Annotated in this window: 15 protein-coding genes and 2 riboswitches; of the genes, 7 read left to right on the top strand and 8 right to left on the bottom strand. The window is 62.7% G+C overall.

The features are described from left to right. The first annotated feature begins 123 nt into the window (after positions 1–123). Complete coding sequence (locus tag AC1Q6I_RS14210) at positions 124–1,074, top strand: DUF1853 family protein (RefSeq protein WP_102624233.1); 951 nt, start codon at positions 124–126, stop codon at positions 1,072–1,074. A gap of 123 nt (positions 1,075–1,197) precedes the next feature. Here AC1Q6I_RS14210 and AC1Q6I_RS14205 read toward each other — a convergent pair whose 3' ends face one another. From AC1Q6I_RS14205 to cobW, 4 genes are all read right to left on the bottom strand, one after another. Further along, complete coding sequence (locus AC1Q6I_RS14205; RefSeq protein WP_102624237.1) at positions 1,198–1,800, bottom strand: vWA domain-containing protein; 603 nt, start codon at positions 1,798–1,800, stop codon at positions 1,198–1,200. 53 nt (positions 1,801–1,853) lie between these two features. Beyond that, the gene (locus tag AC1Q6I_RS14200; RefSeq protein WP_102624234.1) at positions 1,854–2,852 is read right to left on the bottom strand and encodes a magnesium chelatase ATPase subunit I; all 999 of its coding nucleotides are present in this window, start codon (positions 2,850–2,852) and stop codon (positions 1,854–1,856) included. Positions 2,853–3,078: 226 nt separating this feature from the next. Further along, positions 3,079–6,840 (bottom strand): cobaltochelatase subunit CobN, encoded by a 3,762-nt coding sequence (gene cobN, locus AC1Q6I_RS14195; protein WP_024075130.1) that lies wholly within the window; start codon positions 6,838–6,840, stop codon positions 3,079–3,081. A 3-nt stretch (positions 6,841–6,843) separates the two neighbouring features. Further along, a complete protein-coding gene (gene cobW / locus AC1Q6I_RS14190) occupies positions 6,844–7,905 on the bottom strand; it encodes a cobalamin biosynthesis protein CobW (protein ID WP_024075129.1) in 1,062 nt (353 codons plus the stop codon). A 92-nt stretch (positions 7,906–7,997) separates the two neighbouring features. Further along, positions 7,998–8,197, bottom strand: a riboswitch (cobalamin riboswitch). 41 nt (positions 8,198–8,238) lie between these two features. Further along, positions 8,239–8,443: riboswitch (cobalamin riboswitch) on the top strand. Between the two features lie 96 nt (positions 8,444–8,539). Between cobW and AC1Q6I_RS14185 the strand changes: the two genes are divergently transcribed. From AC1Q6I_RS14185 to cobM, 4 genes are all read left to right on the top strand, one after another. Next, on the top strand, positions 8,540–8,728 hold the full coding sequence (locus AC1Q6I_RS14185; protein WP_024075128.1) for a CbtB domain-containing protein: 189 nt from the start codon (positions 8,540–8,542) through the stop codon (positions 8,726–8,728). 11 nt (positions 8,729–8,739) lie between these two features. Further along, on the top strand, positions 8,740–9,444 hold the full coding sequence (locus tag AC1Q6I_RS14180; RefSeq protein WP_041160918.1) for a CbtA family protein: 705 nt from the start codon (positions 8,740–8,742) through the stop codon (positions 9,442–9,444). Continuing rightward, positions 9,441–9,833, top strand: coding sequence for a cobalamin biosynthesis protein (locus AC1Q6I_RS14175; RefSeq protein ID WP_024075126.1), 393 nt, complete (start codon positions 9,441–9,443; stop codon positions 9,831–9,833). Before AC1Q6I_RS14180 ends, AC1Q6I_RS14175 begins: the two co-directional genes overlap by 4 nt. A gap of 70 nt (positions 9,834–9,903) precedes the next feature. Further along, on the top strand, positions 9,904–10,650 hold the full coding sequence (gene cobM / locus AC1Q6I_RS14170) for a precorrin-4 C(11)-methyltransferase (protein WP_102624235.1): 747 nt from the start codon (positions 9,904–9,906) through the stop codon (positions 10,648–10,650). Between the two features lie 442 nt (positions 10,651–11,092). Here the strand turns inward: cobM and nfuA are convergent, their stop codons facing one another. Beyond that, positions 11,093–11,677, bottom strand: a complete 585-nt coding sequence (nfuA, locus tag AC1Q6I_RS14165) for a Fe-S biogenesis protein NfuA (RefSeq protein ID WP_003190728.1) — start codon at positions 11,675–11,677, stop codon at positions 11,093–11,095. Positions 11,678–11,771: 94 nt separating this feature from the next. Next, positions 11,772–14,066 carry a fatty acid cis/trans isomerase gene (locus tag AC1Q6I_RS14160; protein ID WP_102625397.1) on the bottom strand — a complete coding sequence of 765 codons (2,295 nt, stop codon included), beginning with the start codon at positions 14,064–14,066 and terminating at the stop codon, positions 11,772–11,774. A gap of 164 nt (positions 14,067–14,230) precedes the next feature. Here AC1Q6I_RS14160 and metH point away from each other — a divergent pair, with 164 nt between their 5' ends. Further along, on the top strand, positions 14,231–17,941 hold the full coding sequence (gene metH, locus AC1Q6I_RS14155; RefSeq protein WP_069075865.1) for a methionine synthase: 3,711 nt from the start codon (positions 14,231–14,233) through the stop codon (positions 17,939–17,941). A 24-nt stretch (positions 17,942–17,965) separates the two neighbouring features. Here metH and AC1Q6I_RS14150 read toward each other — a convergent pair whose 3' ends face one another. Then, positions 17,966–25,003 carry an NEL-type E3 ubiquitin ligase domain-containing protein gene (locus AC1Q6I_RS14150; protein WP_102625398.1) on the bottom strand — a complete coding sequence of 2,346 codons (7,038 nt, stop codon included), beginning with the start codon at positions 25,001–25,003 and terminating at the stop codon, positions 17,966–17,968. Between the two features lie 141 nt (positions 25,004–25,144). Here AC1Q6I_RS14150 and AC1Q6I_RS14145 point away from each other — a divergent pair, with 141 nt between their 5' ends. Further along, positions 25,145–25,360, top strand: a complete 216-nt coding sequence (locus AC1Q6I_RS14145) for a DUF2970 domain-containing protein (protein ID WP_024075121.1) — start codon at positions 25,145–25,147, stop codon at positions 25,358–25,360. Here the strand turns inward: AC1Q6I_RS14145 and AC1Q6I_RS14140 are convergent. Further along, on the bottom strand, positions 25,357–26,424 hold the full coding sequence (locus AC1Q6I_RS14140; protein ID WP_069075863.1) for an ABC transporter substrate-binding protein: 1,068 nt from the start codon (positions 26,422–26,424) through the stop codon (positions 25,357–25,359). The genes AC1Q6I_RS14145 and AC1Q6I_RS14140 overlap by 4 nt on opposite strands. Positions 26,425–26,579 lie beyond the last annotated feature (155 nt).

The following is a 26,579-nucleotide window of genomic DNA, read 5'->3' as shown; positions in this document are numbered from 1 at the left end:
GTGTGGCAAAAAAGAACGATTATGGGCGAAAGGCTGCTTCAGGCAAAATCCTTTGTCGCCGTGAAGCCTTGATGACAACGCTTCTCAGCCACCTGACCCAGCGTAAAAGGCTATGCTCGGACCATGACTCTGTTCCCCGACTTGCACAACCTGCCCCGCCAGCTGCGCCACCCCGAGGTGCGCGACCTGGCATGGGTGATGCTCGCCCCGCCGATGCTCGCGCAAACGCCTTGGCCGCAACGCCATCCGCTGGCGGGCAGTGACTGGGTGCAGGCGCCCGACCGCCTCGAACAGTGGCTGCGGCAATTGGACCAGGACAGCAGCGCCTTGCAGCATTGGTTGAACCTGTCACGCACCCGGCGCCTGGGCTTGTACTACGAGCGTCTGTGGCAGTTCGCCGTGCAGCATGCGCCGGGCGTGGAACTGCTCGCCGCCAACCTGCCGATCCGCCGCGCCGGGCATACCCTGGGCGAACTGGACATGCTGCTGCGCGACCGCGAAGGCGTGCACCACTTGGAACTGGCGATCAAGCTCTACCTCGGCCCGCAGGACGGCGATGGCCTGGACACCGCGCAATGGTTGGGCCCAGGCTGTCATGATCGGCTGGACCGCAAGCTGGCGCACCTGGCCCAGCATCAATTGCCGATCTCGGCACGGCCGGAAAGCCGCCAAGCGTTGGCGGCGTTGGATATCCAGCAGTTCGATGCGCATTTATGGCTCGGCGGCTACCTGCTGTATCCCTGGCCGGGCCAGGCCGAACCGCCCCGCGGCGCCCACCCCCAGCATCTGCGTGGGCGTTGGCTGCACCAGCGCGATTGGCGCGACTTTATCAGCACCCGCCCACCCGGCCGCTGGCAACCCCTGCCCCGGCACGCGTGGCTGGCGCCGGCGCATTACCCTGCGAGTGAGGTATGGAGCGAGGAACAGATGCAGGGATGGCTGACGGACCTCAACCCGATGGCACCGGCGCAGTTGCTGGTACGGCTGGTGCAGAGCGGAGAGGATTGGGAGGAAGCCGAGCGCTTGTTTCTGGTGGCGGATCTTTGGCCGAATGTGCCGGGGGCTGGCGGATAGATTGGGGGGTGTCTGTGAGAGCCTCATCGGGGGCAAGCCCCCTCCCACACTGACCGCATTCCAAATGCCTGTACTCGGTCAAATGTGGGAGGGGGCTTGCCCCCGATAGCGGCGACCCAGGCACTACAACCTATCGATATGCCGATACTCCAACTGCAACCCCACCGCCAACTCCTGGGCGCGCCCCAACCTGATCGGCCCGCGCTCGATATCCACCAGCAACCCCGCACACGCCAATAACGGCAACCCAGTAATGTCCTTGAGTCGCCCATCCGTGATCACCAGCACGCGCTGCTGCTCAGCCGGATAACGCTTGCGCCGCGCCATCAGCCAATGCCTGGCCTCGGTCAACGCCGCCAGCAACGGCGTACCCCCGCCTGCCCCCAATTGCTCCAACCAGCCTGCCAGGCTTTTCGCCGCCTTGAGCCCCTGCACCTGCCATTTGGGCGACTGCCCGCTGGCCGTCAGCAATGCCATGCGTGCGCGCTGTCGATAAGCGTCATCAAACAGTTGCGCCAGCAAGCCCTTGGCATCGGTCAACGCGCGGTGCCGCCGAGTGGAGGCCGATGCATCGACGATCACCAGCCACAACTCATGGGCCGAACGGCTGCGCAGGTGAAACAGCAGGTCGTCACGGCACTGCGGCCGACCACCGAGCAAGGTGCCCGGCCAGTTGATCGTGCCCTGCCTGGCGGCGCGCGCCTTGCCGTGCCGGCCTTTCTCCAGTCGCCCCGCCTTGGGTCGCGCATCCGCCCCCGTGCCAGGTCGAGGGCGGATGCCTAGGGCTTTTTTGGCCAGGTGGGTACTTCTCGGCGAGCGCCTGTGGGCAGGGCCGGTGCAGGCATGTCGCCCCATTGACCTTGGCCGGGTGCGGTGTCCGTGTGGCTTGCTGACGGACCTTCATGGGGTGGGCTGGCCGGTGCGGATGGCCCCTGGCGACGATGGCGCAAGGCAAATTCGGCCACGGCGTCGATATCTTCCTCGGCGATGGCGGAGGCCCCACGCCACGCCGCATGGGCCCGTGCGCCACGCAGCCACACCAGGTCGGCGCGCAGGCCATCGACCCCGGCGGCAAAACAGCGCTCGGTAATCTGCGCCAACGCCTGGTCATCCAGTGGGATACTGTCGAGCCGCGCCCGCGCCTGGGTGCAACGCTCGCGCAAGGCTGCCTGCGGTTCAGCCCACTGTGCGCAGAACGCAGCGGGATCGCTGTCGAAATCCAGGCGACGGCGGATGATCTGCCCGCGCTCGGCCGGCAAGGTGTGCCCGCTCAACGCCACGTTGAAACCGAAGCGGTCGAGCAACTGCGGACGCAGCTCGCCCTCCTCCGGGTTCATGGTGCCGATCAGTACAAAGCGCGCCGAATGCCGGTGGGAAATACCATCGCGTTCGATCAGGTTGGTGCCGCTGGCCGCCACATCCAGCAGCAGGTCGACCAGATGATCAGCCAACAAGTTGACTTCATCGACATACAACACACCGCCATCGGCCTTGGCCAGCACGCCAGGGGAAAACTGCGCGCGACCTTCGCCCAGTGCGGCGTCCAGGTCCAGGGTGCCCACCAGCCGTTCTTCGGTGGCGCCCAGGGGCAAGGTGACAAACTGACCGCTGGCCAACAGGTCTGCCAGGCCACGGGCCAGGGTGGACTTGGCCATGCCACGCGGGCCTTCGATCAGCACGCCGCCAATCCTGGGGTCGATGGCGGTCAGGCACAGCGCCAGTTTCAGGTTTTCGGCGCCGACCACGGCGGACAGCGGGAAATGGGGAATATCAGTCATCCGGGCTCTCTATTAATTCTGCTGTGCAGGCACCTTGTGGCGAGCGGGCTTGCCCCGCGTTGGGGCGGCAAAGCCGCCCCCATCTAAATAACACGGCGTTATCCCTGGCAGGGCGCGGCGAACCTGTCAGGGCCGCTTCGCGCCCCAACGCGGGGCAAGCCCGCTCGCCACAACAAGCCCGATTGCCACAACAGCCTGGCTTGCCACAGCAAGGGCATCTCGTGTTCTAACTGTCTTCTTCTATATCCAGCAACAGGTTTTCCAGGGCTTCACGGTACGCCCCCGGCGCCTGCCACATGCCCCGCTGCTGGGCTTCGAGCATGCGCTCGGTCATGTCGCGCAGGGCATCCGGGTTGTGCTGCTGCACAAACGCCCGGGTATCGGGGTCGAGCAGGTAGGCGTCGGCGAGCAAGGCGTATTGGTGATCGTCGATCAACGCGGTGGTGGCGTCGAAGGCAAACAGGTTGTCCACGGTCGCCGCCATCTCGAACGCACCTTTATAGCCGTGGCGCTTCACGCCTTCGATCCACTTGGGGTTGGCGGCGCGGGAACGGATCACCCGGTTCAGCTCTTCCTTCAAGGTACGCACCCTGGGCAAATCCGGCTGGCTGTGGTCGCCATGGTAGCTGGCGGCCTTGTCGCCACTCAGGGTTTCCACGGCGGCAAGCATGCCACCCTGGAACTGGTAGTAGTCATTTGAATCGAGCAGGTCATGCTCGCGGTTGTCCTGGTTCTGCAACACCGCCTGCACCTGGCTCAGGCGCTGGGCGAACTGCTCGCGGGCGGCGGTGCCTTCATCGCCAGCGCCGTAGGCATAGCCGCCCCAGTTCAGGTAGACCTCGGCCAGGTCCTCGCGGCTTTGCCACAGGCGGCCGTCGATCGCACCCTGCACACCCGCGCCATAGGCACCGGGCTTGGCGCCAAAGATGCGCCAGCCAGCCTGCTTCGCCGCCGCCTCTTCGTCCAGGCCCGACTCAAGCAACGCCGCACGCTCGCTGCGCACCTTGGCCGCCAGCGGGTTCATGTCGTCCGGCTCATCCAGTGCCGCCACCGCCTGCACCGCTGCATCAAACAGGCGGATCAGGTTAGCGAAGGCATCGCGAAAGAACCCGGAGACCCGCAGCGTGACGTCGACGCGCGGGCGATCCAGCAGGCTGATCGGCAGGATTTCAAAATCATCCACGCGCTGGCTGCCCGTGGCCCACACCGGGCGCACGCCCATCAGCGCCATGGCCTGGGCGATATCGTCGCCGCCGGTACGCATGGTGGCGGTGCCCCACACCGACAGGCCAAGCTGGCGCAGGTGGTCGCCATGGTCCTGCAAATGCCGCTCGAGAATCAGGTTGGCCGATTGAAAACCGATGCGCCAGGCTGTGGTGGTCGGCAGGTTACGCACGTCCACGGTAAAAAAGTTACGCCCGGTGGGCAGCACGTCCAGGCGCCCCCGGCTCGGCGCGCCACTGGGCCCGGCGGGCACAAAGCGACCACTCAAGGCATCCAGCAGGCCACGCATTTCGGCGGGGCCACAAGCATCCAGGCGCGGCGCCACGACGATGCGCAGGCTTTCGATGACCGCTTTCACAGCCTCCCAACCCGGTTCTTCCAACTGTTCGAGCGGGCCTTCCAGCGCCTGCTCGATCAAGCGCGCTGCGTAGCGCTCCAGGCGCTCGCGGGTGTCGCCGGCGGTACGCCATGACTGTGGATCGATCGTTTGCAGGACCTGGGGCCGGCGACCGGTCCACGGCTCGGCCAAGGCGCAGTCCAGCGGATCGAAACCCAGCTCGAACGCCTTGGCCAATACGCGCAGCAAACTCGATTGCGGGCCACGCCCGTCGCCACGCGGGATGCGCAGCAACGCCAATAAGGTATCGATACGCAAGCGGCCTGCGGGCGACTCGCCAAACACATGCAGACCATCGCGTATCTGCGATTCCTTCAAGTCACACAGGTAGGTATCCAGGCGCGGCAACCAGATCGCCGCGTCGGCGTCGCTGTCCAGTTCCAGTTCCTGGTCGATGCGGGTTTCGCGCACCAGCTTGAGGATGTCTTTTTGCAGCTCACGGGCGCGGCGCGGGTCGAGCAATTGCGCCTCGTAGTATTCGTCGGCCAACAGCTCCAGGTCGCGCAACGGCCCATAGGTTTCGGCACGGGTCAGCGGCGGCATCAGGTGATCGATGATCACTGCCTGGGTGCGGCGCTTGGCTTGGGCGCCCTCGCCCGGGTCGTTGACGATAAACGGGTAGATATTCGGCAGCGGGCCCAGTAACGCGTCGGGCCAGCAGTTTTCCGACAGCCCCACGCCCTTGCCCGGCAGCCATTCCAGGTTGCCGTGCTTACCGACATGGATCACGCCGTGGGCGCCGTAGGTGTGGCGCAACCAGAAGTAAAACGCCAGGTAAGCATGCGGCGGTACCAGGTCCGGGTCGTGATACACCGCGCTGGCGTCCACCTGGTAGCCGCGTGCGGGCTGGATACCGACGAACGTCTGGCCCAGGCGCAGGCCGGCAATCATCAGGCGGCCGTCGCGACACATCGGGTCGTTGTCGGGCGAGCCCCAGCGCGCCAGTACCGCTTGGCGGTTGGCCTCGGGCAAGCGGCTGAACATCACCGCGTAGTCGTCCAGCCCCAGGCTTTGGTGGCAGGGGCGCAGGTCGAGGCTGTCCAGGTCGTTGGTGACACCGCCGAGCAGTTCATGGATCAGCGCCGTGCCGCTGTCGGGAAGCGTCTCCGGCACCGGGTAACCTTCGCTGTGCAGGGCGCGCAGGATATTCAGCGCGGCGGCCGGGGTATCCAGGCCCACGCCGTTGCCGATGCGGCCATCCCGGGTCGGGTAGTTGGCCAGGATCAGCGCGATACGCTTATCCCCATTCGGCACCCGCGCCAGTTCGACCCAGCGCCGCGCCAGTTCGGCAACAAAGTCCATACGCTCCGGCGCGGCGCGGTAGCACACCACGTCCGACTGGCTGCGCTCACTGCGCCAGGCCAGGTCCTTGAAGCTGATCGGCCGGCTGATAATCCGCCCGTCCAGCTCCGGCAAGGCAATGTGCATCGCCAGGTCGCGCGGGCCGAGGCCTTGTTCGCTGGCTTGCCAGCCGGGTTGGTTGTCCTGGGCGCAGATCGCCTGGATCACCGGGATATTGCGGCGAAACGGGCGTAGATGGGGGGCTTCGGGGCTGGATTGGGCAAAGCCGGTGGTGTTCAGAATCACCGCCGCATTGACTTCATCCAGCCAATCCTCGACCACCGCCAGGCAGCCGGGCTCTTTCAAACTGGCCACCGCCACCGGCAACGGGTTAAGGCCCGCTGCCTGCAAACGCTGGCAGAACACATCGATAAAGCCGGTATTGGCCGCCTGCAAATGAGAGCGATAGAACAGCACCGCCGCCACCGGAAACTCCGGGTGCCACTCCATTTGCCAGTCATTGAGGCGGGCATTGGCTTGATGCGGGTGATAAATCGCAGTGCGCGGCAGAGTGTGTGGCTCGGCCCAGGCGTAGTCACGCTGCAGATAAGCGCTGGCCAGGCAGCGATAAAAATCCAGGGCATTGCCCAGGCCACCCTGGCGCAGGTACTGCCACAAGCGGTCGCGTGCCTCAGCGGCCACGGTGCTGAGGCCACTGAGTTCCGGGTCCGGGCGATCATCACCGGGCACCAGGATCAACGTGACGCCGCGCTCGGCCAGCGCCACCAGGCGCTCGATACCGTAGCGCCAATACCCGATGCCACCATGCAGCGAAATCAGGATGACCTTGGCATGGCGCAGCACTTCATCGACATACAGATCGACCGAGGCGTGGTTCTGCACCTGCATGGGGTTGGCCAGGCGCAGGCTCGGGTAGTCCTCGGGCAACTGCTGGGCGGCTTCGGCCAGCAGCGCCAGGCTGGAATCGCCGCTGCACAGAATCACCAGCTCGGCGGGGGTTTGCCCCAGGTCGGCGATATTGTCGTCCGCGACGAAGCCGCCGGGTTGAGTCCTGAGCAGGTGCATGGGTTAAACGTTGAGCGCTGCGCGCAATTGCGCTTCGAGGCCGGCCGCGTCCAGCGCCTGGCCGATCAGCACCAGGCGCGTGATACGCGCCTCGTCGGCCCCCCAGGCGCGGTCGAAGTGCTTGTCGAAACGCGTGCCCACGCCCTGGATCAGCAGGCGCATCGGCTTGTTCGGAATCGCCGCGAAGCCTTTGACACGCAGGATGCCGTGCTGCACCACCAACTGGGTCAGCGCGTCGAGCAACAGTGCCTCATCGGCCTGGGGCAGGTCGATGGAGATGGAGTCGAACGCGTCGTGGTCGTGGTCGTCTTCACCGTCGTGGTGATGATCGTGATGGCTGTGGCGGCCGTCGATATGCTCTTCGGAGCCGGCGCCCAGGCCAATCAGCACGTCCAGGGGCAGGCGACCGCTGCTGGCTTCGACGATCTTCACCGCGGGTGGCAGCTCTTCGGCCACTTCCAGGCGCACGCGGGCCAGGTCCTCGGGGCTGATCATGTCGCACTTGTTGAGGATCACCAGGTCGGCGCTGGCCAACTGGTCGGCGAACAGTTCATGCAACGGGGATTCGTGGTCCAGGTTCGGATCAAGCTTGCGCTGGGCATCGACCTGGTCCGGGAAGGCGGCGAAGGTGCCGGCGGCCACCGCCGGGCTGTCGACCACGGTGATCACCGCGTCGACGGTGCAGGCGCTGCGGATTTCCGGCCATTGGAAGGCTTGCACCAGGGGCTTGGGCAAGGCCAGGCCCGAGGTTTCGATGAGGATATGGTCGAGGTCGCCGCGACGGGCCACCAGTTCGCGCATCACCGGAAAGAACTCTTCCTGGACGGTGCAGCACAGGCAGCCGTTCGCCAGTTCATACACGCGGCCGTTGGCTTCTTCCTCGGTGCAACCGATCGAGCATTGCTTGAGGATCTCACCGTCAATGCCCAACTCGCCGAATTCGTTGACGATCACCGCAATGCGACGGCCCTGGGCGTTATCGAGCATGTGGCGCAGCAAGGTGGTTTTGCCCGAGCCGAGAAAGCCGGTAACGATAGTGACGGGAAGTTTGGCCAGTGTTTTCATCGGATGCCCTTGGGGGCGGGCATACGGGACGATAGGCCCTGCGTGGCGCGCAGCAGCAGATTTCGTCACCGGATCACCCCGCCCGGTTGAATTGGAAAATCGGTTGCGAGGCAGGTCTCCTGGCTTGGGGCTTGCGGGTCTTGCGACCGGCGCTGGCTGCGCCTTCCCGCCGCAATGGCAGTGGCGTGGCAGTCAGATAAACCCTTCACAGTTGCGGGGGCAGCCGCGGCTTGAACCGCGTTCCCTTCTTAGCTTCGGCCTGGGCCGAAGAACCTCGAAGGTGCAAGGCTACAGGGGCTCGGTCAATTTGACTACCGTCGCTCTGCATGCTTTCCTACACGCCTTGTTTCGGGTGCCCTTCACAGGGTGAAACGGGAAACCGGTGAGTCATAGCCTTATGACCAGTCCGGTGCTGCCCCCGCAACGGTAAGCGAGTGAAGCGTCAGATCCACTGTGCCTGTACGGCATGGGAAGGCGACGCTTTATAGACCCAGTGTCCCTCGCAAGCCCGGAGACCGGCCCGAATAACATCAGATAACAAACCCGCGGTGGGCGGGCGCTGTTAAAACCCTGCGTGCCCGGCTCGCGGGGTTTGCATGCGCTCGTTTCACCCTGAACACGATAGGGACGCGCCATGTCGATCATCAGCAGCACTTCGCACACCGCCAGCAGTACCGCCACCCTCAGCCAACGCCTGACCGCCGCCATCGGCGCCTCGATCCTGGGCGCGTGCCTGGTGTATTTCGCCGGGTTCTCGCATATCGAGGCGGTGCACAACGCAGCCCACGATACTCGCCACAGCGCCGCGTTCCCGTGCCACTGAGACCTGCCGACATGATCAAACGTATTGCGCAAACCGCAGGGTTCACCGGCTTGCTGGCCGCCCTGCTGCTGACCCTGCTGCAAAGCTTCTGGGTCGCTCCGCTGATTCTGCAGGCGGAAACCTTCGAAAAGGCCCCGGCCGCGACTGAAGTCGTGCACGAGCATGCCGCTGGCGCCGCTGCGCACACCCACGACGCCGAAGCCTGGGAGCCGGAAGACGGCTGGCAGCGTGTGCTGTCGACCACCGGCGGCAACCTGGTGGTCGCCGTCGGCTTCGCCCTGATGCTGGCCGGCCTCTATACCCTGCGCGCACCGACCCGCACGGCCCAAGGCTTGCTGTGGGGCCTGGCCGGCTACGCGACCTTTGTGTTGGCGCCGACCCTGGGCCTGCCGCCCGAGCTGCCGGGCACGGCCGCCGCCGACCTGGCGCAACGCCAGATCTGGTGGATCGGCACGGCCGCCTCCACTGCGGCCGGTATTGCGCTGTTGGTGTTCGGTGGCAACTGGCTGCTTAAAGGGCTGGGCGTGGCGATCCTCGTGGTGCCTCACGTAATCGGCGCCCCGCAGCCGCAAGTGCATTCGATGCTGGCGCCAGAGGCACTGGAAGCACAATTCAAGATCGCCTCGCAGTTGACCAACGTCGCCTTCTGGCTGGCCCTCGGCCTGATCAGCGCCTGGTTGTTTCGCCGCAACCGCGACGATCAATACTCGGCATGAAACTCGCGGTCGGCCTCGGTTGCCAGCGGGGCTGCGAATTGCACGCCCTGCTGGCGCTGTTTGACACGGCCCTCGCCGAAGCGGGTATCGAGCGCCAGCACATCACCGCACTGGCGAGTCTCGACCGCAAACAGGACGAGCCGGGGTTACTGGCCCTGGCGCATAGGTTGAACCTGCCATTGCAGTGCTTCAGCGCCGAACAGTTGGCCGCGTATGAAGGCCGTCTGAGCCATAAATCAGCGGTCGCCTTTGCCCACACCGGCTGTTACGGCATCGCCGAAAGCGCCGCCCTGGCCCTGGCCGAACAGCTCTCCCCAGGCCCTGCCCGCTTGCTGATCACCCGCAAGAAAACCGCCCAGGCCACCTTTGCATTGGCCTGCGCCGGCTGAAAAATCGATAATTGCGTCTTCCGATCATGAGCAATCTTCATGCTCGCCCGTTTTTCGACAGGAATCCTCCATGACCGTCTACTTCATCGGTGCCGGCCCCGGCGACCCGGAATTGATCACTGTCAAAGGCCAACGGCTGATCCGCAGTTGCCCGGTGATCATCTATGCCGGTTCGCTGGTACCGGCGGCCGTGCTGGAGGGGCATCAAGCGCAACTGGTGGTCAACAGCGCCGAACTGCACCTGGCGCAGATCATCGAGCTGATCAAGACCGCCCACGCCAACGGCCAGGATGTGGCGCGGGTGCATTCCGGCGATCCGAGCCTGTATGGGGCGATCGGCGAGCAGATTCGTCATCTGCGCGAGCTGGGCATCCCGTTCCAGATCATTCCGGGCGTGACCGCAGTCGCCGCCTGTGCCGCGCTGCTGGAGGCCGAACTGACCTTGCCGGACATCGCCCAGAGCGTAATCCTGACCCGTTACGCCGATAAAACCCGCATGCCGGCCGGCGAGGACTTCGACAGCCTGGCCCGCCACGGCACCACCATGGCGATCCACCTGGGGGTCAACCACCTGGAGAAGATCGTCGCAGAGCTGCTGCCGCACTATGGCGCGGATTGCCCGATTGCCGTGGTGCACCGGGCAACCTGGCCGGATCAGGATTGGGCGGTGGGCACACTCAGCGATATTGCCGACAAAGTCGCCGCCAAGGGCTTTCGGCGTACGGCGCTGATCGTGGTGGGCCGGGTGCTGGCGAGTGACAGTTTCAGTGAGTCGTCGTTGTATCGGGCGGGGCATGCGCACCTTTATCGACCTTGATAATTCACTTTATAAAACTAAAACAATGCATTGATTTAAATGAACAAATGCAAAAAAATTTGGGAGGGGGCTTGCCCCCGATCGCAGTGTGTCAGCCTGCTCAAGAAGCGACTGAGGCACCGCTATCGGGGGCAAGCCCCCTCCCACATTTGACCCTCCTTGTCAGGGAGATAGCGTCAGCATTCGAATTTGATTTTTTAATTCACAAATCATCAACAACACACTGATTTAACTGAATAAATGCAAAAAATGTGGGAGGGGGCTTGCCCCCGATGGCAGTGTGTCAGCCTGCTCATGAGGCGACTGAGGCACCGCTATCGGGGGAAAGCCCCCTCCCACACTTGATATTCAGCGTTAGATAGATTGCGTAAATAGCTGAATTTTAAGAATAAAAAACGGCGCTCACGGGGCGCCGTTTTTTTGTTCGCAGTGAACGCCTTACTCAGTAGTAGGCATTTTCTTTCTGCGTGTGGTCGGTCACGTCGCGTACGCCCTTGAGCTCCGGAATCCGCTCCAGCAGGGTGCGCTCGATGCCTTCGCGCAACGTCACGTCGGCCTGGCCGCAGCCCTGACAGCCGCCACCAAACTTGAGCACGGCAATGCCGTCATCTACTACGTCGATCAAGCTGACCTGACCGCCGTGGCTGGCCAGCCCTGGGTTGATCTCGGTTTGCAGGTAGTAGTTGATACGCTCGTTGACCGGGCTGTCGGCGTTGACGTTCGGCACCTTGGCGTTCGGAGCCTTGATGGTCAATTGGCCGCCCATGCGGTCGGTGGCGTAATCCACCACGGCATCGTCAAGGAAGGCTTCGCTGAAGGCATCGATATACGCGGTGAAGCTTTTCAGCCCCAGGGCGGTGTCTTCCGGCTTTTCTTCACCGGGCTTGCAGTAGGCAATGCACGTCTCGGCATACTGGGTGCCAGGCTGGGTGATAAAGACGCGGATACCGATACCTGGGGTGTTCTGCTTGGACAGCAGGTCGGCCAGGTAATCGTGGGCGGCGTCGGTAATGGTTATGGCAGTCATGGAAACTCCTCACAGGCTTGCCGGCAGTTTACGCCAAAATATTACGCAGGTACAAAGTCCCAGTAATTTTGTCGGAAAAGACTCAACAGCCACGTCAGAGGTTTTCATAGCGGTTCATATCCAGCACCCCTTCTTCCACCGGCGTGGTTTCGCGGATGTAGGTCGACAGGTCATGGAAGTACTGCCAGAACTGCGGATGACTGCGACGTATGCCCCAGCGGTCGACAATCTTCTCGAAACCCTGGGCGTCCCTGGCGTCCTCCATGGCCGCGACGAACTCCGGCACTTGCTCGGCTGGCACGTTGAACATGAAGTTCGGGTAGCTGCCGAGCACCCCTGGGTAGATCGTCAGCGTATCCAGGCCCGGCTGATAGCGATAAGCCTCACCCAGCATGAACGCCACATTACTGTGGGCACGGTTGCGCAGCAGGCTGTAGACCTCCCGCTGGCCGCTGCGGGTTTCGACGCGCAGCATCGTCGCTTCAGGCAGTTGCCCAATGACCTTGAGCCCCGCCGCCGGGCGCGATGTCAGGCGACTCAGGGCCTGCTCGGCGTCGCGCAACGCCGGGTCGATCCCCGGCCGTGAGCAGTACGCGCCGGCACAACGATTGATCGGGTCCGGGGCGGCATTGAGGTCGCCATAGCGGGCCAGCAGCTGGTTGGCGAAGTCGCGCTTGGGGTCCTTTTCATCAAGCTTCAGGCCGGTGGGCTTATCGTCGTCGATCGACTCATAGTCCAGCCACAGCTTGACCTTGCCGCTGTTCTGGTACCAATCGTCGAGGAAATCATCCCGCGAGTTCGCCGGCATCAGGCGCAGGAAGTTCTGCTCGGCGCCATTGCGGATCAGGTCGAAGTACAGGCGAGTCTGGGCCTGGTGCGACACATTACCGAACACGTCAAAGTTGACCACCAGTTGGTAATAGGTGCGTTCGAGCAACGGATAGTCGAATAGCCACAGCGTCTGCGGCACCTCACCGATCAGGCCCTTGTTGACCGAGGCGCTGTCGAAGTGGCGGAAGATGCTCAACAGCGCATTGTCGTTGCCAGCCCACAGCGTCGACCAACTCGGTGCTGGCAGTTCGGCATAGCTGTCGCGACGCAGGGCTTCGTACTGGTTGCGCTTGTCGCGGTACTTGAGCCATAGGCTGAGCACACTGCCCACGTCGTCATTTTGCCCAGGCATCGCCAACAATGGCGTGGCCTGGCCGCGATAGCGAGCATCGGTGATGTACAGGTCATGATCGGGCGCCTGGAACAATGCCCAGAAATTGTCGCGGATCACATCCGTGGCAATCTGCCCCCGGCATACGGGCCCGCGGATGAAGGTGCGGACAAAATACTCGGCGTTATCCAGCATGAACTGGTAACGCGCCTGCGCCGGGATCGCCTCGAACGTCTCGAACGGGTTGGCGCGGCGGCCAGGGCCGTAGCCCGGCAACGCACTGACCTGCCAGTCGCCGCTGTAGAACAGGGCTTTGACCCGCGCCATTTTCTGCGCGCTCAACGGGTACGTGATGTGGGTCTTATGGACGATCACCCCTTGTATTGGCCACAGGCGGTAGTAAACACGAGTGCCGGGGTCGTCATTGGGGCGACGGGTGTTGATCAGGTCAATCGGCTGGCCGCTGGGCGTCCGTGAGCGCACCCACTGGAAGAAGTGCCCTGGCTCACCGCCTTCGAAATACAGATGCGCAATAAACAGGTGCTCAAACAACCAGCGGGCCACCAGGCTTTCCCGGGCGCCGGGGGCATTGAGCAGGTTCTCCCATTGCAGCACCTGCGCCGCTTCCTGGGCACTGGGCGCCACGCCTTGCTGGTCGATCGGCGCACCCGAGGCCAGCCAGCGTTGCAGGGTGTGGTATTGCTGGTCGCTCAAGCCGGTCACGGCCAGGGGCATGCCTTCGTTGGGGTGCGCGCCGGCATAAGCGTCGAACTCTCCGGGCAAGGGGCACATGTTCTCGCGGTTCAGCCCCAGCACGATGTCATCCGGCAGCTTGCCATTGGGTGCAAGCGGCGCGCGGTGCTGGCCGAGTTCGAGCATGCGCGCCATCAGGGCCGCCTGGCTGCCCTGGGCGTCGAGCACCGAACTGAAGCCTTCGCGCTGCCAGGCGGCCTTGCCAAAGGCGTCGTAGAACAGCCGCGTCGGCTTGGTCGCCTGGCTGCGCTCACCGTCGTAGACCAGCACCTTGGTCGCGCCACGGGCGGCCCCCTCGCCACTGCCCAGGTTCAACTGGCAGGCCGAGTCATAGCAGGCATGGCACGCCACACATTTCTCAGTAAAAATCGGTTGGATATCACGGGTGTAGGAAATCGCCGGGGCGGGATCCTGGGCCTGGGTGGTAGTGGCAAGCAGCATCAATGCAATGCTGATGAGGAAACGATACGGCATGAGCCTGGTCCCGATCTGAAGCCAAAATAAAAAAACCTGGGGATTCTACCGATCCGCCACCCGCGCCAACATGAACGATATTCATGCAAAACCTTGGCATGCTCCAAATCCGCACAGGTTTGTTATGATCCACGCCCTCCGTAATGCCTGACCAGAGTAGTCCCATGTCCGATCGTAGCGCTCGCCTGCAAGCCCTTCACCAAGCCCTCAAGGAACGCATCCTGATCCTCGACGGTGGCATGGGCACGATGATCCAGAGCTATAAGCTGGAGGAGCAAGACTATCGGGGTAAACGTTTCGCCGATTGGCCGAGCGACGTCAAGGGCAACAATGACCTGCTGGTGCTCACCCGCCCGGATGTGATCGGCGGGATCGAGAAGGCTTACCTGGATGCCGGTGCCGACATCCTCGAAACCAACACCTTCAACGCCACCCGCATCTCCATGGCCGACTACGGCATGGAAGCGCTGGCCTATGAACTGAACGTCGAAGGCGCACGCCTGGCGCGCAAGATCGCCGATGCCAAGACCGCCGAGAACCCGGCCAAGCCGCGTTTCGTTGCCGGTGTACTCGGCCCGACCAGCCGCACCTGCTCGCTGTCGCCCGATGTGAACAACCCCGGCTACCGCAACGTCACCTTCGATGAACTGGTGGAGAACTACACCGAGGCCACCAAGGGCCTGATCGAAGGCGGCGCCGACCTGATCCTGATCGAGACCATTTTCGACACCCTCAACGCCAAGGCCGCGATCTTCGCCGTGCAGGGGGTGTTCGAAGCGCTCGGCATCGAATTGCCGATCATGATCTCCGGCACCATCACCGACGCTTCCGGCCGCACCTTGTCGGGCCAGACCACCGAAGCGTTCTGGAACTCCGTCAGCCACGCCAAGCCGATTTCCGTGGGCCTGAACTGTGCCCTCGGCGCCAGCGAGCTGCGCCCGTACCTGGAAGAGTTGTCCAACAAGGCCAACACCCACGTTTCCGCGCACCCCAACGCCGGCCTGCCCAATGAATTCGGCGAGTACGACGAGCTGCCGTCACAAACCGCCAAGGTCATCGAGGAGTTCGCCCAGAGCGGTTTCCTCAACATCGTCGGCGGCTGCTGCGGCACCACGCCGGGGCATATCGAAGCCATTGCCAAGGCGGTGGCCGGCTACCCGCCACGGCAGATCCCGGACATCCCCAAGGCCTGCCGCCTGTCGGGCCTGGAGCCGTTCACCATCGACCGCCAGTCGTTGTTCGTCAACGTCGGCGAGCGCACCAACATCACTGGTTCCGCACGTTTTGCCCGCCTGATCCGTGAAGACAACTACACCGAAGCCCTGGAAGTCGCCCTGCAACAGGTGGAAGCCGGCGCCCAGGTGATCGACATCAACATGGACGAGGGCATGCTCGATTCGAAGAAGGCCATGGTGACCTTCCTCAACCTGATTGCCGGCGAGCCGGATATCTCCCGCGTACCGATCATGATCGACTCCTCCAAGTGGGAAGTGATCGAGGCCGGCCTCAAGTGCATCCAGGGCAAGGGCATCGTCAACTCCATCAGCATGAAGGAAGGCGTCGAGCAGTTCATTCACCACGCCAAGCTGTGCAAGCGCTACGGCGCGGCGGTGGTGGTGATGGCGTTCGACGAAGCCGGCCAGGCCGACACCGAAGCGCGCAAGAAGGAAATCTGCAAACGCTCCTACGACATCCTGGTCGATGAAGTCGGCTTCCCGCCGGAAGACATCATCTTCGACCCGAACATCTTCGCGGTCGCCACCGGTATCGAAGAACACAACAACTACGCCGTCGACTTTATCAACGCCTGTGCGTATATCCGCGACGAGCTGCCGTACGCGCTGACCTCGGGTGGCGTGTCCAACGTGTCGTTCTCGTTCCGTGGCAATAACCCGGTGCGCGAGGCGATCCACTCGGTATTCCTGCTGCATGCGATCCGCAACGGCCTGACCATGGGGATCGTCAACGCCGGCCAGTTGGAGATCTACGACCAGATCCCCACCGAACTGCGCGACGCAGTGGAAGACGTTGTACTTAACCGCACGCCGGACGGCACCGACGCCCTGCTGGCCATTGCCGACAAATACAAAGGCGACGGCAGCGTCAAGGAAGCCGAGACCGAGGAATGGCGCGGCTGGGACGTGAACAAGCGCCTGGAACATGCGCTGGTCAAGGGCATTACCACCCACATCGTCGAAGACACCGAGGAATCCCGGCAGTCGTTCGCGCGCCCGATCGAAGTGATCGAAGGCCCGCTGATGTCAGGCATGAACATCGTCGGCGACCTGTTCGGCGCCGGTAAAATGTTCCTGCCCCAGGTCGTGAAGTCCGCCCGCGTGATGAAGCAGGCCGTGGCGCACTTGATCCCGTTCATCGAACTGGAAAAAGGCGACAAGCCGGAAGCCAAGGGCAAGATCCTGATGGCGACCGTAAAGGGTGACGTGCACGACATCGGCAAGAACATCGTCGGCGTGGTGCTCGGTTGCAACGGCTATGACATCGTCGACCTCGGCGTGATGGTGCCGGCAGAGAAGATCCTGCAGGTGGCCAAGGAGCAGAAGTGCGACATTATCGGGCTGTCCGGCCTGATCACGCCGTCCCTGGACGAGATGGTGCATGTGGCCCGCGAGATGCAGCGCCAGGACTTCCACCTGCCCCTGATGATCGGCGGCGCGACCACCTCCAAGGCGCACACGGCGGTGAAGATCGAGCCCAAGTACAGCAACGATGCCGTGATCTACGTGACCGACGCCTCCCGCGCGGTGGGCGTGGCCACGCAACTGCTGTCCAAGGAGTTGAAGGCCGGCTTTGTCGAGAAGACCCGCCTGGAATACATCGATGTACGCGAACGCACCTCGAACCGCAGCGCGCGCACCGAGCGCCTGAGCTACCCGGCGGCCATCGCCAAGAAGCCGCAGTTCGACTGGAGCAGCTACACACCGGTCAAGCCAACCTTCACCGGCACCAAGGTGCTGGACAATATCGACCTCAACGTCCTGGCCGAGTACATCGACTGGACGCCGTTCTTTATCTCCTGGGACCTGGCTGGCAAATTCCCACGCATACTCGAGGACGAAGTGGTCGGTGAAGCCGCCACTGCGCTGTACGCCGACGCCCGGGAAATGCTCAGGAAGCTGATCGACGAGAAGCTCATCAGCGCCCGCGCGGTGTTCGGTTTCTGGCCGACCAACCAGGTGCAGGACGACGACCTGGAAGTCTACGGCGACGATGGCCAGCCGATTGCGAAGCTGCACCACCTGCGCCAGCAGATCATCAAGACCGACGGCAAGCCGAATTTCTCCCTGGCCGACTTCGTCGCGCCCAAGGACAGCGGCGTGACCGACTACATCGGTGGCTTCATCACCACCGCCGGCATCGGCGCCGAAGAAGTCGCCAAGGCTTATCAGGACGCCGGCGACGACTACAACTCGATCATGGTCAAGGCCCTGGCCGACCGCCTGGCCGAGGCCTGCGCCGAGTGGCTGCACCAGCAGGTACGTAAGGAACACTGGGGCTACGCCAAGGACGAGCAACTGGACAACGACGCGTTGATCAAGGAGCAGTACAGCGGTATCCGCCCTGCCCCAGGCTACCCGGCGTGCCCGGACCACACCGAGAAGGCCCAGTTGTTCCAATTGCTCGACCCTGAAGCCCGCGAAATGCACGCCGGCCGCAGCGGCGTATTCCTCACCGAGCACTACGCAATGTTCCCGGCGGCGGCGGTCAGCGGCTGGTACTTCGCCCACCCGCAGGCGCAGTACTTTGCCGTGGGCAAGATCGACAAGGACCAGGTGGCGAGCTACACCGCGCGCAAAGGCCAGGACCTTGCCGTGACCGAACGCTGGCTGGCACCGAACCTGGGGTATGACAACTGACCCGGCCCGGTGCCTGACGACCAGTTAGTCGCCCAAATCGGCTATTTCGCCGGTTGAAAGCTCGTTCAACAGTTTGCGCCGGGCCGACTCATTGGTTTTTTGCAGGGCCTGCAACGCCTCGAAATACGCCGGATTGAATTCGGCGTATTGATCCTCCAAGGTCGAGAGGGCGTCATCCAGCGTCTGTTGCACCGCCGAGAACTTATCCGGGTACTTTTCCTGTAGGTAATTGACCCAGTATTGACGCACGGTCAGTTGCTCGATGAACGCCGGGGTTTGTTCCTGGGCGATTATCGCCGTATAGGCCGCATCCAAGTCTGCCGCCATTACACGGGACAGGTTGTTGTAGAGCATGCTCCTGGGCTGGGTCGGCAACTCCAGGCGCTGGGCCAGGCCAATACGATAAGCCAGGCGAATTTCCGCGGGATCTATGCCTGGGTTCTGCTGGATGCGCGCTTCGGCCTGGGCTTCCACCTGAGCCAGACGAAACAGCTTTCTGGACAGTTTCAGCAGGACCCGGCCCTTGTCGGCGGGGTCGATGGCGCGCAAGGCATTGAACTCAAACACCTCGACCTCCAGCGCATTGAACAATAAGATCCGGCCATCGCCACATGTCGCACCATGCCTTGACGCCCGGGCGATCCCCAACAGACGCTCGCGCAGCGCTTGATCGCCATACGCCGCTTCCAGGACGTTCCACACCCGCTCCGTGAGATTGGCGCGGTCCAGCTGAAAATCCCGGGTATGGCGCAGTTGTCCCAATATAGTCGCCAAGTCACCTGGCGTGCCCTCGGGCGCCCCCTCCTCCTGAACCATCCTCGCGTCCTGTGCCATTACCGTGTCCCACACCGCCTGCCTTTCGGAGTCGGCGGCGCCGCCGGTAAACCACCGGGCCTTGGCCTGTTCCGGCGTCTCGTTCTCCGGGTGAAGCGCAAGACCAGGCTCATCGTCCTCGGCTTCGGAATGGAAGCCTGCAAGCAACTCGTCGATGTCGTGGGGGGTAAAACCCAAGCCCCGGCCCGTTTCGCGCTGATACTCCTGCAACCGCAGGAACTCTCTCTCCTCCAACATGTTGTCGGACAGGTCCGTTCCAGCCATCAACGCATTATGTTCCGGCAAGAATGCCCCCACCGGAATGGTCTCTATGTTGTAGTTGCTGCGCAGGCCCAGCGTGGTCAGCGCGGGCGCCTCCAGCACACCTGCGGGCCAGTCGCTGAGCCTGTTGTAATTCAGGTTGAGGACCTGCAACCGGTCCAGGCCGGCCACATCGAAACTATCCAGGTGGTTGGTTTCCAGGTCGACCTGTTGCAGTTGCGGCAAGGCGCGCAATTGGCGCTGCAGCAACGGGGCATCGCTCAGTTCATTGTGGTGGGCACTCAGCCGGGTCAGCCGCTCAAGCCCCGTCACCGCGTCGGGCAGCGCGCCCAGGCCATTGCCGTTGAGCATCAGGCTCTCCAGCCTGGGGAATGCGCGCAAAAACGCATCCGAAGCGGTCGTGAGCCCGACATTGCTCAGATCCAGCGTTCCCACATGCCTGAATGTGATCGGCAGGGCCGGTAGGTCGCCCACCGTCAAACCGCTCAAATCAAGGGCATAATCGTTCGCGACCGCCTCTGCGCTGCGCACCTCGCGCAGGGTCTCGCGCCAGCACGCCAGCAAACGCTCAGCGGCACGACGACGATCAGGCGCGTTGACCCACCCATCACGACTGCGCACCGCAGGGTTATCAATCCAGCGATTCAAACCTTGGATCATTTGCACCTGCTGCTCCTGCCACAGCCGCAATGCATCCTCGATTTGCGTCGCGCTCACCCCCTGCCCCAACCAGGCGTCCAGCCGCTCAACGGCTTGGCCCGCGCCAAGCTGGGGATCAAGACGTTGCAGCCGTTCGGCCGACGTCAACGGTAACTGCCCTGGCACGTCTACAGGCAGTGGCACTAACAAATCCGGTTGTTCCGACACTTCTTCCGGGAAAAACTCCGGGTCGCCTCCGGTTCTGCCGGCAGCGAGCACGGGCCGGTCGATGCCCAGCGGGCTTCTATAGAGGAACGCCGACGGTGTGCCCGGGGCGGTACGGTCAGCAAACGCCTGCACCGCAGTGATGGCTTGCGGGCTCAATCGGCAACCGCGCAAGGAGGTGTGCGCCAAGAGGATATCGTGGTCCGTCCACAGCGCATTGGGCACCTCCGTGATAGCGCTGTAACTCAAATCCAGAAAGCGCAGTTTCGACAGGTCCAGCACCCCTTCCGGCCATGCCCGGAGCTGGGTGCGGCTGACATTCAGAGACTGCAACTCCATCAGCGCATTCACACTAAGCCCGGTGAGGCGATTGCCCGCCAGGTCGAGCCCCTGCAGGGACGTCAGGCGATTGAGCCGTGCTTGTATCGAGGGGGTGATCGTCAGTTCGTTGCCAGACAGGTTCACCTTGGTGAGCCGCTGCTGCGTCTCCAGGGCCTGGGGTAGATCGGTCAGCCGGTTGCCACTCAGATCGAGTTCTTCCAGGTTGGGAAAATGCAGAAGCAAATCATTGGCTTGCGCCGTGGAAAGGTTGGCCCTTGCCAGACTCAGGACACGTATCTGGGTGAACTGAACATCGCCCAGCGCAGGCAGGTCTCCCAGCCCACTGGTATCGCCCAAGCTCCATCGATCGGTGCGACGCGGCTCGTCAAAGAGCCGGGAGGGCCCCGCCTCAGGCTCCCCGCCCCCGTAGCGAGCAACCAGCGCGTCACGCCACAGGGCGCGCACCCTGTCAGCCCACGCCCTGCGCCCCTGCACCGATGCTGGCCGCCCGTCGACGCGTACCGGCGTGGCCTGCCATTGTTCCAGCGCCCCATCCAGAGCGCTGTGTTCTTGCTCCAATGCCACAACCTTATCCAGCAGCCCTCGCCCTTCCAGCCCTTCACGGCGTAAAGCGGCCAAAGCGTCGCCAGCAAAGCGCCAATGATTGGGCACCAACGCCCCAAGGCGCTGGTGACAGTGGTGTGCAATAACCTGCGACTCCTCGACCAAATGGCCGGGGTTATCGTGCACGTAGTCAAACACCCGCGTGAATTGTTCTGGCTCCAACGCCCCCCAGTTCAACTGCAATCGGCGCCATAACGCCTCGTGCCCGCTGAACAGTTCGTTCGGCAAAGACTGAACAGCGACACCGGACAAATCCAGCGACTCCAGGGCCGGCAGGGCTAGAACCCCGGTCGGCCATTGGTCCATGGGCCCCGCCAGCGTCAGGGCTCGCAAACGAGGCAGCGTGCTGTAATCGAGTTCAGGAATATTGCCGACCAGATGCAACCGCTCCAGTTGCGTCATCCCCTGCAAGGCTTGCGACAACGCGAGCGAATCGCCCACGCCCTGGGCAGAAAAGGTGAGCTTGAGCTCAGTCAGGGTCTGGAGCGACGAAAGTTGATCGGCCAACATCGGTATGTGCAGGGGTCTGATGTTGAGTTCAAGGCTTTTCAGCGCAGGAAACATCCGCTCAAGGTCGCTGCCGGCAAGCTGTAGACTGGTCAATCGCAGCCTGCGCACATGGGAAAAGTCGGCGGCCAGCCTCGGCACGGACAATGTACTCGCGATGTCCAGCTCGAACGCTGGCGCCAGTCCGCGGTACAGACCGTTTCTCCAGCAGTCAATGATCCGATCGGCGATCCCCCGCAGGTGTGTCCGTATCGAACCACGTGGATCAGGCGACAAGACACCTTCAACCCAGGTATCCAATGTGGAACACAAGCCTTCGAACTCCCTGCGTCGGTTTTCCAACAGATGAAAAACCTGCTGGTCCGTATCACCCGCGCTGAGGCGGCTCCTGACAAACTGCAAGGCTTGTTGATCCGTGACATTGGGATAGATCGCCCGCACCCTGGCGACAAGGGCTTCATCGGCGAAACCGGCAACATCGCCGCTGGCCGCATAACCGAACCGGCCGGATGGGCGGCGCAACAATCGCCCGCCGCCGCGTTTGAGCGGGTCGCGCTTGATGATCCGAGACATGTCGTCACGATGGCTGAGCGCGTAGTCGACCACCTGCTTGCGCAGTGCCTCGCTCGGCTTGCCTTGTAATGACTCTCGTACTGGCGCGGGCACGACCTCCAGCAGCGATTCAAACAGATTGCGCCCGGACGCCGGCACGCTGTTCAACGCCTTGCCCTGGGCATCGAACGCTTGAATGAAATCGCCGCCCTTTACCAGGCAGTAGCGCGTGGCGGCCTGTTCGCCGCCGATGCTGTCCACCAGCGGCCCCCTCACCCCGTGCAACCGCACCTCCACCCGTGTATCCGCCGACCAACCGGGCAGGTGTTCCAGGCAGTGCAGTGCCAGGCGATCGCTGGCCGAGGACGCCAGGCTCTCCACGGACAGGCCGATCAATGCCCGGCTTACGCCGCTTTCATGCAAATGCACACGTATTTGCGTGGCCAGTCGCAGGGGAACCCGCTGGGTGCTGCGCAATTGCCCCAGCACCTCGTCGCTGGCATGGCTCAACACCTGCCGCGCCGCTTCGGGCGACAGCGTTGGAAAGCTGCGCTGAAGGATCTGCGTGTCAGCGTCCGGGGCGGCTTGCCGGCTCATCAGGTTATCGAATACTGCCTTCCTGCGGCGCTGCGCATGGTCGGCCAAACGATCCCTGAACACCTGGACGCGATCAGCATCCGGCTGCTGGTTTTCGCTACCCAGCAAGCGTGCAATTTGCCCGTCGTCCAGGTTTTCCAGCACGCGCTCTGGCAGTTTTCCGGCATCGACTTCAGCCCGAGTGATCTTGATGGTGGGCCTTGCCGTATCGGCTGCATCCGCCGCAGAGAAACGTTGCGAGCCCCCCCAGGGCTCCGGCCCGCTGAAGACTTCCAACACTTCATCCACCGGCCAATTCGGCAACTCCAACGTCAGCGGCACCATGAACTGGCACAGGCCCTCCCGGCACGCACCTTGGCGGATATCCCGGATCACCTCGTCCGTCTGGCGATCCAGCTCGAACAGCCGGACGGTCTCAGCCAGTACCGGTGGCGGCGGCTGATGATCGGTATGTAACCGGCGCAGGTGATCGTCATTGACGCCGCTGACGTCGGCGATCTGCTCCAGTTGCGCGTCGGTGAAGGGCTCCATATGCGGCCCCATCCGCCGCATCAACGCGACGCGATCCCACCCCAACGGACGCTCCAAGGTGTGGCGCCAGGCCCCGAAGCCGTTGTGTCTCAGAATGGGCTGGTAGGTATCGTGCACCGTAGGGTGCTGGATTCTCCATAGCTTGATCTCGGGATCGAAGGTCTTTTCGAAGACATTGCCCTCCATGCGGATATAGGTCTTGCCCCCCAGCCGATACTGCCCCAACGCATTGGGGGTGAGCCCCTCAAGCGAGGCACTGCTTTTGTAGGCCGCAAGGTCCGGGTGCCATAGACGCACCTTGCCGAATGGCGTCGTCACCTTCGACATGCTGTTGACAAAGCGGGACGGCAGAACCGCTGGCCCCTTGCTCGCGACAGCCCCCAATGCAGCCATGTAAGCCACGTTCTGCAACACCGACTTGAAGTGCTGCCAGGCTTCGTCGGCGTCGCCCGCGCTCCAGGCCTCCACGCCCTCGAAGACTTCGTAGCCCAGTTGCACGGCCGTGACGCCCATCATCATCTCGCCCAGCCCCGGAACGAAGAAGGCCGCTACGTTCAGCAGGTTCATGCCCCATTCAGCGTAGTGCTGGAGTCGCTCTATCCATGCCTCGCGGTCTACGACACCGGTCGGCCGGGCCAGCAACCCGGCGTTGGATTTGATTCGGGCAAGGTGGAAATCATAACGGGCCCCGAACACCTCACCGTCGATGACCGATTCCTCCAGGGCCAGGTTCATCTCGGTGTTCCAGACTTGCTCATAGACCCCGTTGGCATAGGTTTCGGGATTGTACGGCGGGCCCGGATAGACCGGATTCGGGTTCCAGCGATAAACCGTCAGCTGGTTCTTGAGGCGGCGCAGGAATCCTGGCGACTCTCCATGAGGCACCAGACTTGCGAACAAGCGTTGATAAGGGGGGTGCCGCAGCTTGACCCCAAGTTCGCTGGCGAACGCACTGACCGACGCGTAAGTCTTGAGGGGATTGACCGGGTCCCCAGGGATATACACCACGAATCGGGGCTCGGGAGGCAGTCTTCCTTTGGCGACCCACACGCCGGGAATCAGGTTGTACCAAGGGTTTTGCAACTCGATTCGTGCCTGGCGTGAGTCGTTACCGATAATGAACACGTCGCTCAAGGTCGAACCGAGAATACTCAAGCGACTGAAAACCATGGGTTTCCCATCAAATCGGGCTTGCCCTGTGCCATCGAGGAACGCCAACAGCGAAACGTACACGCTCTCGTCAATGTCCAACTTCATCCTGGCAATGTGCGCTTGTACGCGCAGCCGGTCCTTGCTTGCCGTCATTGTCCGCTGACGCACGACGGCGGCCGTACCAGGGGTTTGGAACACCGCACGCAGATGGTTCTGATAGTGCTTGCCCAAATCCAGCTCTCGGCACAGGCCAGCGAAATCCGCGGGCTTGATTGATAACTTGTTACGGATGAGGTAGCGGGTTTTGCCAAACGGGTACCTATCGGTCTCGTCATAGCGTTCACTTTCCAACGAACCCTCTGGAGCCAGTGCACTGGTTTCCTGCAGGGAAACTTCGTCAAATGATTCGTTCGCCTCGAAGTTTCGCATCGCGGCTTGCAACAGCGGCTGCGCATCGACCGGGCTCGACGTGCGCAGATGGTATAGATGGGTCTTGACGACATCCGGCGTCTGGCCGAATTTCTTGCGCATGGCCTCGATCAACAGCGGCTTGCAGAACTCGGTGATGCCTTTGAAGTCCTTGAGGGTCCTGGCCAATTGCTGGATCGAGGTGTTGCTGCGGGCCTGGCTGTCGAGCAAACGCTGGCGCAGCATGGGCGACGCCTGGTCGAACAGGTCTGGGTAGACGCTGATAAAGCGTTGCGCGAGATCGCGCGTGTCGGTCATGTCCTCCAGGTGGGCGCTATGAAGGTGCTGCGTCCAGTCAGGCAAACGACGCTTGATAAACGGGACATGAAGCCCCTTGGAACGGTCCGGCATGGTGTCACTCCTGATACCTCATTAAGAGCACATCAGAAGATCACGGCCGTTCGGCGGCCTGGGGGTAGATACTTAACCGCCAATACAGAGCCGAGCTATGCTCTGGCAATGGCTTATTCAACCCAGTGCGTGAGGCAGCTCATGGACGATTCGAACAATAAACCACCGACGTTTCTACAGATGCTTCACAGCGTCCTGGCCGCCGCCTTTGGCGTACAGAGCGGCAAGAATCGCGCCCGCGACTTTACCCACGGCAAGCCCAGCCACTTTGTGATTCTGGGCATCCTGTTCACGGTGGTGTTTGCCTTGACCTTGTTTGGGATCGTCAAGCTGGTGCTGCACCTGGCCGGCGTCTAGCGCAGCAACAGACGCAGGCTGAAGGGGTAGCGATAGGACACCGGCTTGCCCTGGGCAGACAGCGCGCGAAAATTCACCGACGGTGTCGGCCCCAACAAGCGCCGCGCCTGGCCGGCATCGATCAATTGGAATAACGCCAACTGACGGTCACGCCCGCCGTATGCGCCAATATCCACGCCCTTTGCATCATCATGGATCAGCACCATGGCCCAGCCGCCCACGGTGAAATGCCCGGCGACCAGGGACGACAAACGCCCGTCCAGGCGCGCCTGCAAGATCTCCGGCGAGCTGTTGACGGCACTGAACAGCGTGTCCTTTCCCGGTAAACGCCCACTGGCCTGGAGCGCCTGCATCGCGCCCAGCGCCATCTGATCGCTGGCCGACCACACCAATGCCGTCTGCGGGTAGCGCTTGAACAACTGCGTCGCTTGCTCGAAGGCGCGCTCGCGGTTCCATTCCCCGTAGACCAACTGACGCAGGCGCACCTCGGGATGCTCGGCCAGCGCTCGGCGCATGCCTTGTTCACGCAACTGCGCGACCGGCGTGGTCTTGACGCCGGAAAAGGCCAACAGGTCGAGGGATTGACCGGGCGCAACCGGGCCATGCTGGCGCAACAGGTCGCGAAGCATCAGGTAGCCAGCCTCTTCATCGTCAGCGACCAGGCTGCCGATCAAACGGATGCTACTGCGGGTTCCCAGCAATTGCACCTGGTCGGGGGTCAGCGCGCTGTTCACCACCAGCAGCTTCACGCCGCTGCCCTCAGCCATGCGCAGGATCTGCGGTGCAACGTATTGCTCATTCACCAGCACCAGGTAATCGGGCGGCTGGCTGCCTTGCAGTACCTCACGCGCCTGGAGCAGCGTGTTGTCGGCATTACGCTCGCCATAACGCACGCGCAATTCCAGGCCGAGGTCCTTGGCGGCGGCCTGCATGAATTGCGTGTAGCTGACCCAGAAGGTTTCCGTGGACATGCCCGGATTGAGAAACACCACCGACGTTGCATGAGCCATCACCCCATACGTCGATCCCAGCAACCAGACACACGTAATCAACACCTTCAACATGAATGTTTGAGCCTCGAAAATAGGCCGCCATGATAGTGGCAATGCCCAAACCAATCGAGGCTCAATCAAGGTCCTTTATTGGTGGCTGACCCAGAACACGGCAGTTCCCACCACCAGAATGATCAAAAACAGAATGGCCCAGGCATCAACGGTAC

This window comes from Pseudomonas sp. MPR-R2A5, from assembly GCF_058793055.1.
Note: the sequence above shows the minus strand (reverse complement) of the source record. Positions and strands in the feature narration are given on the sequence as shown.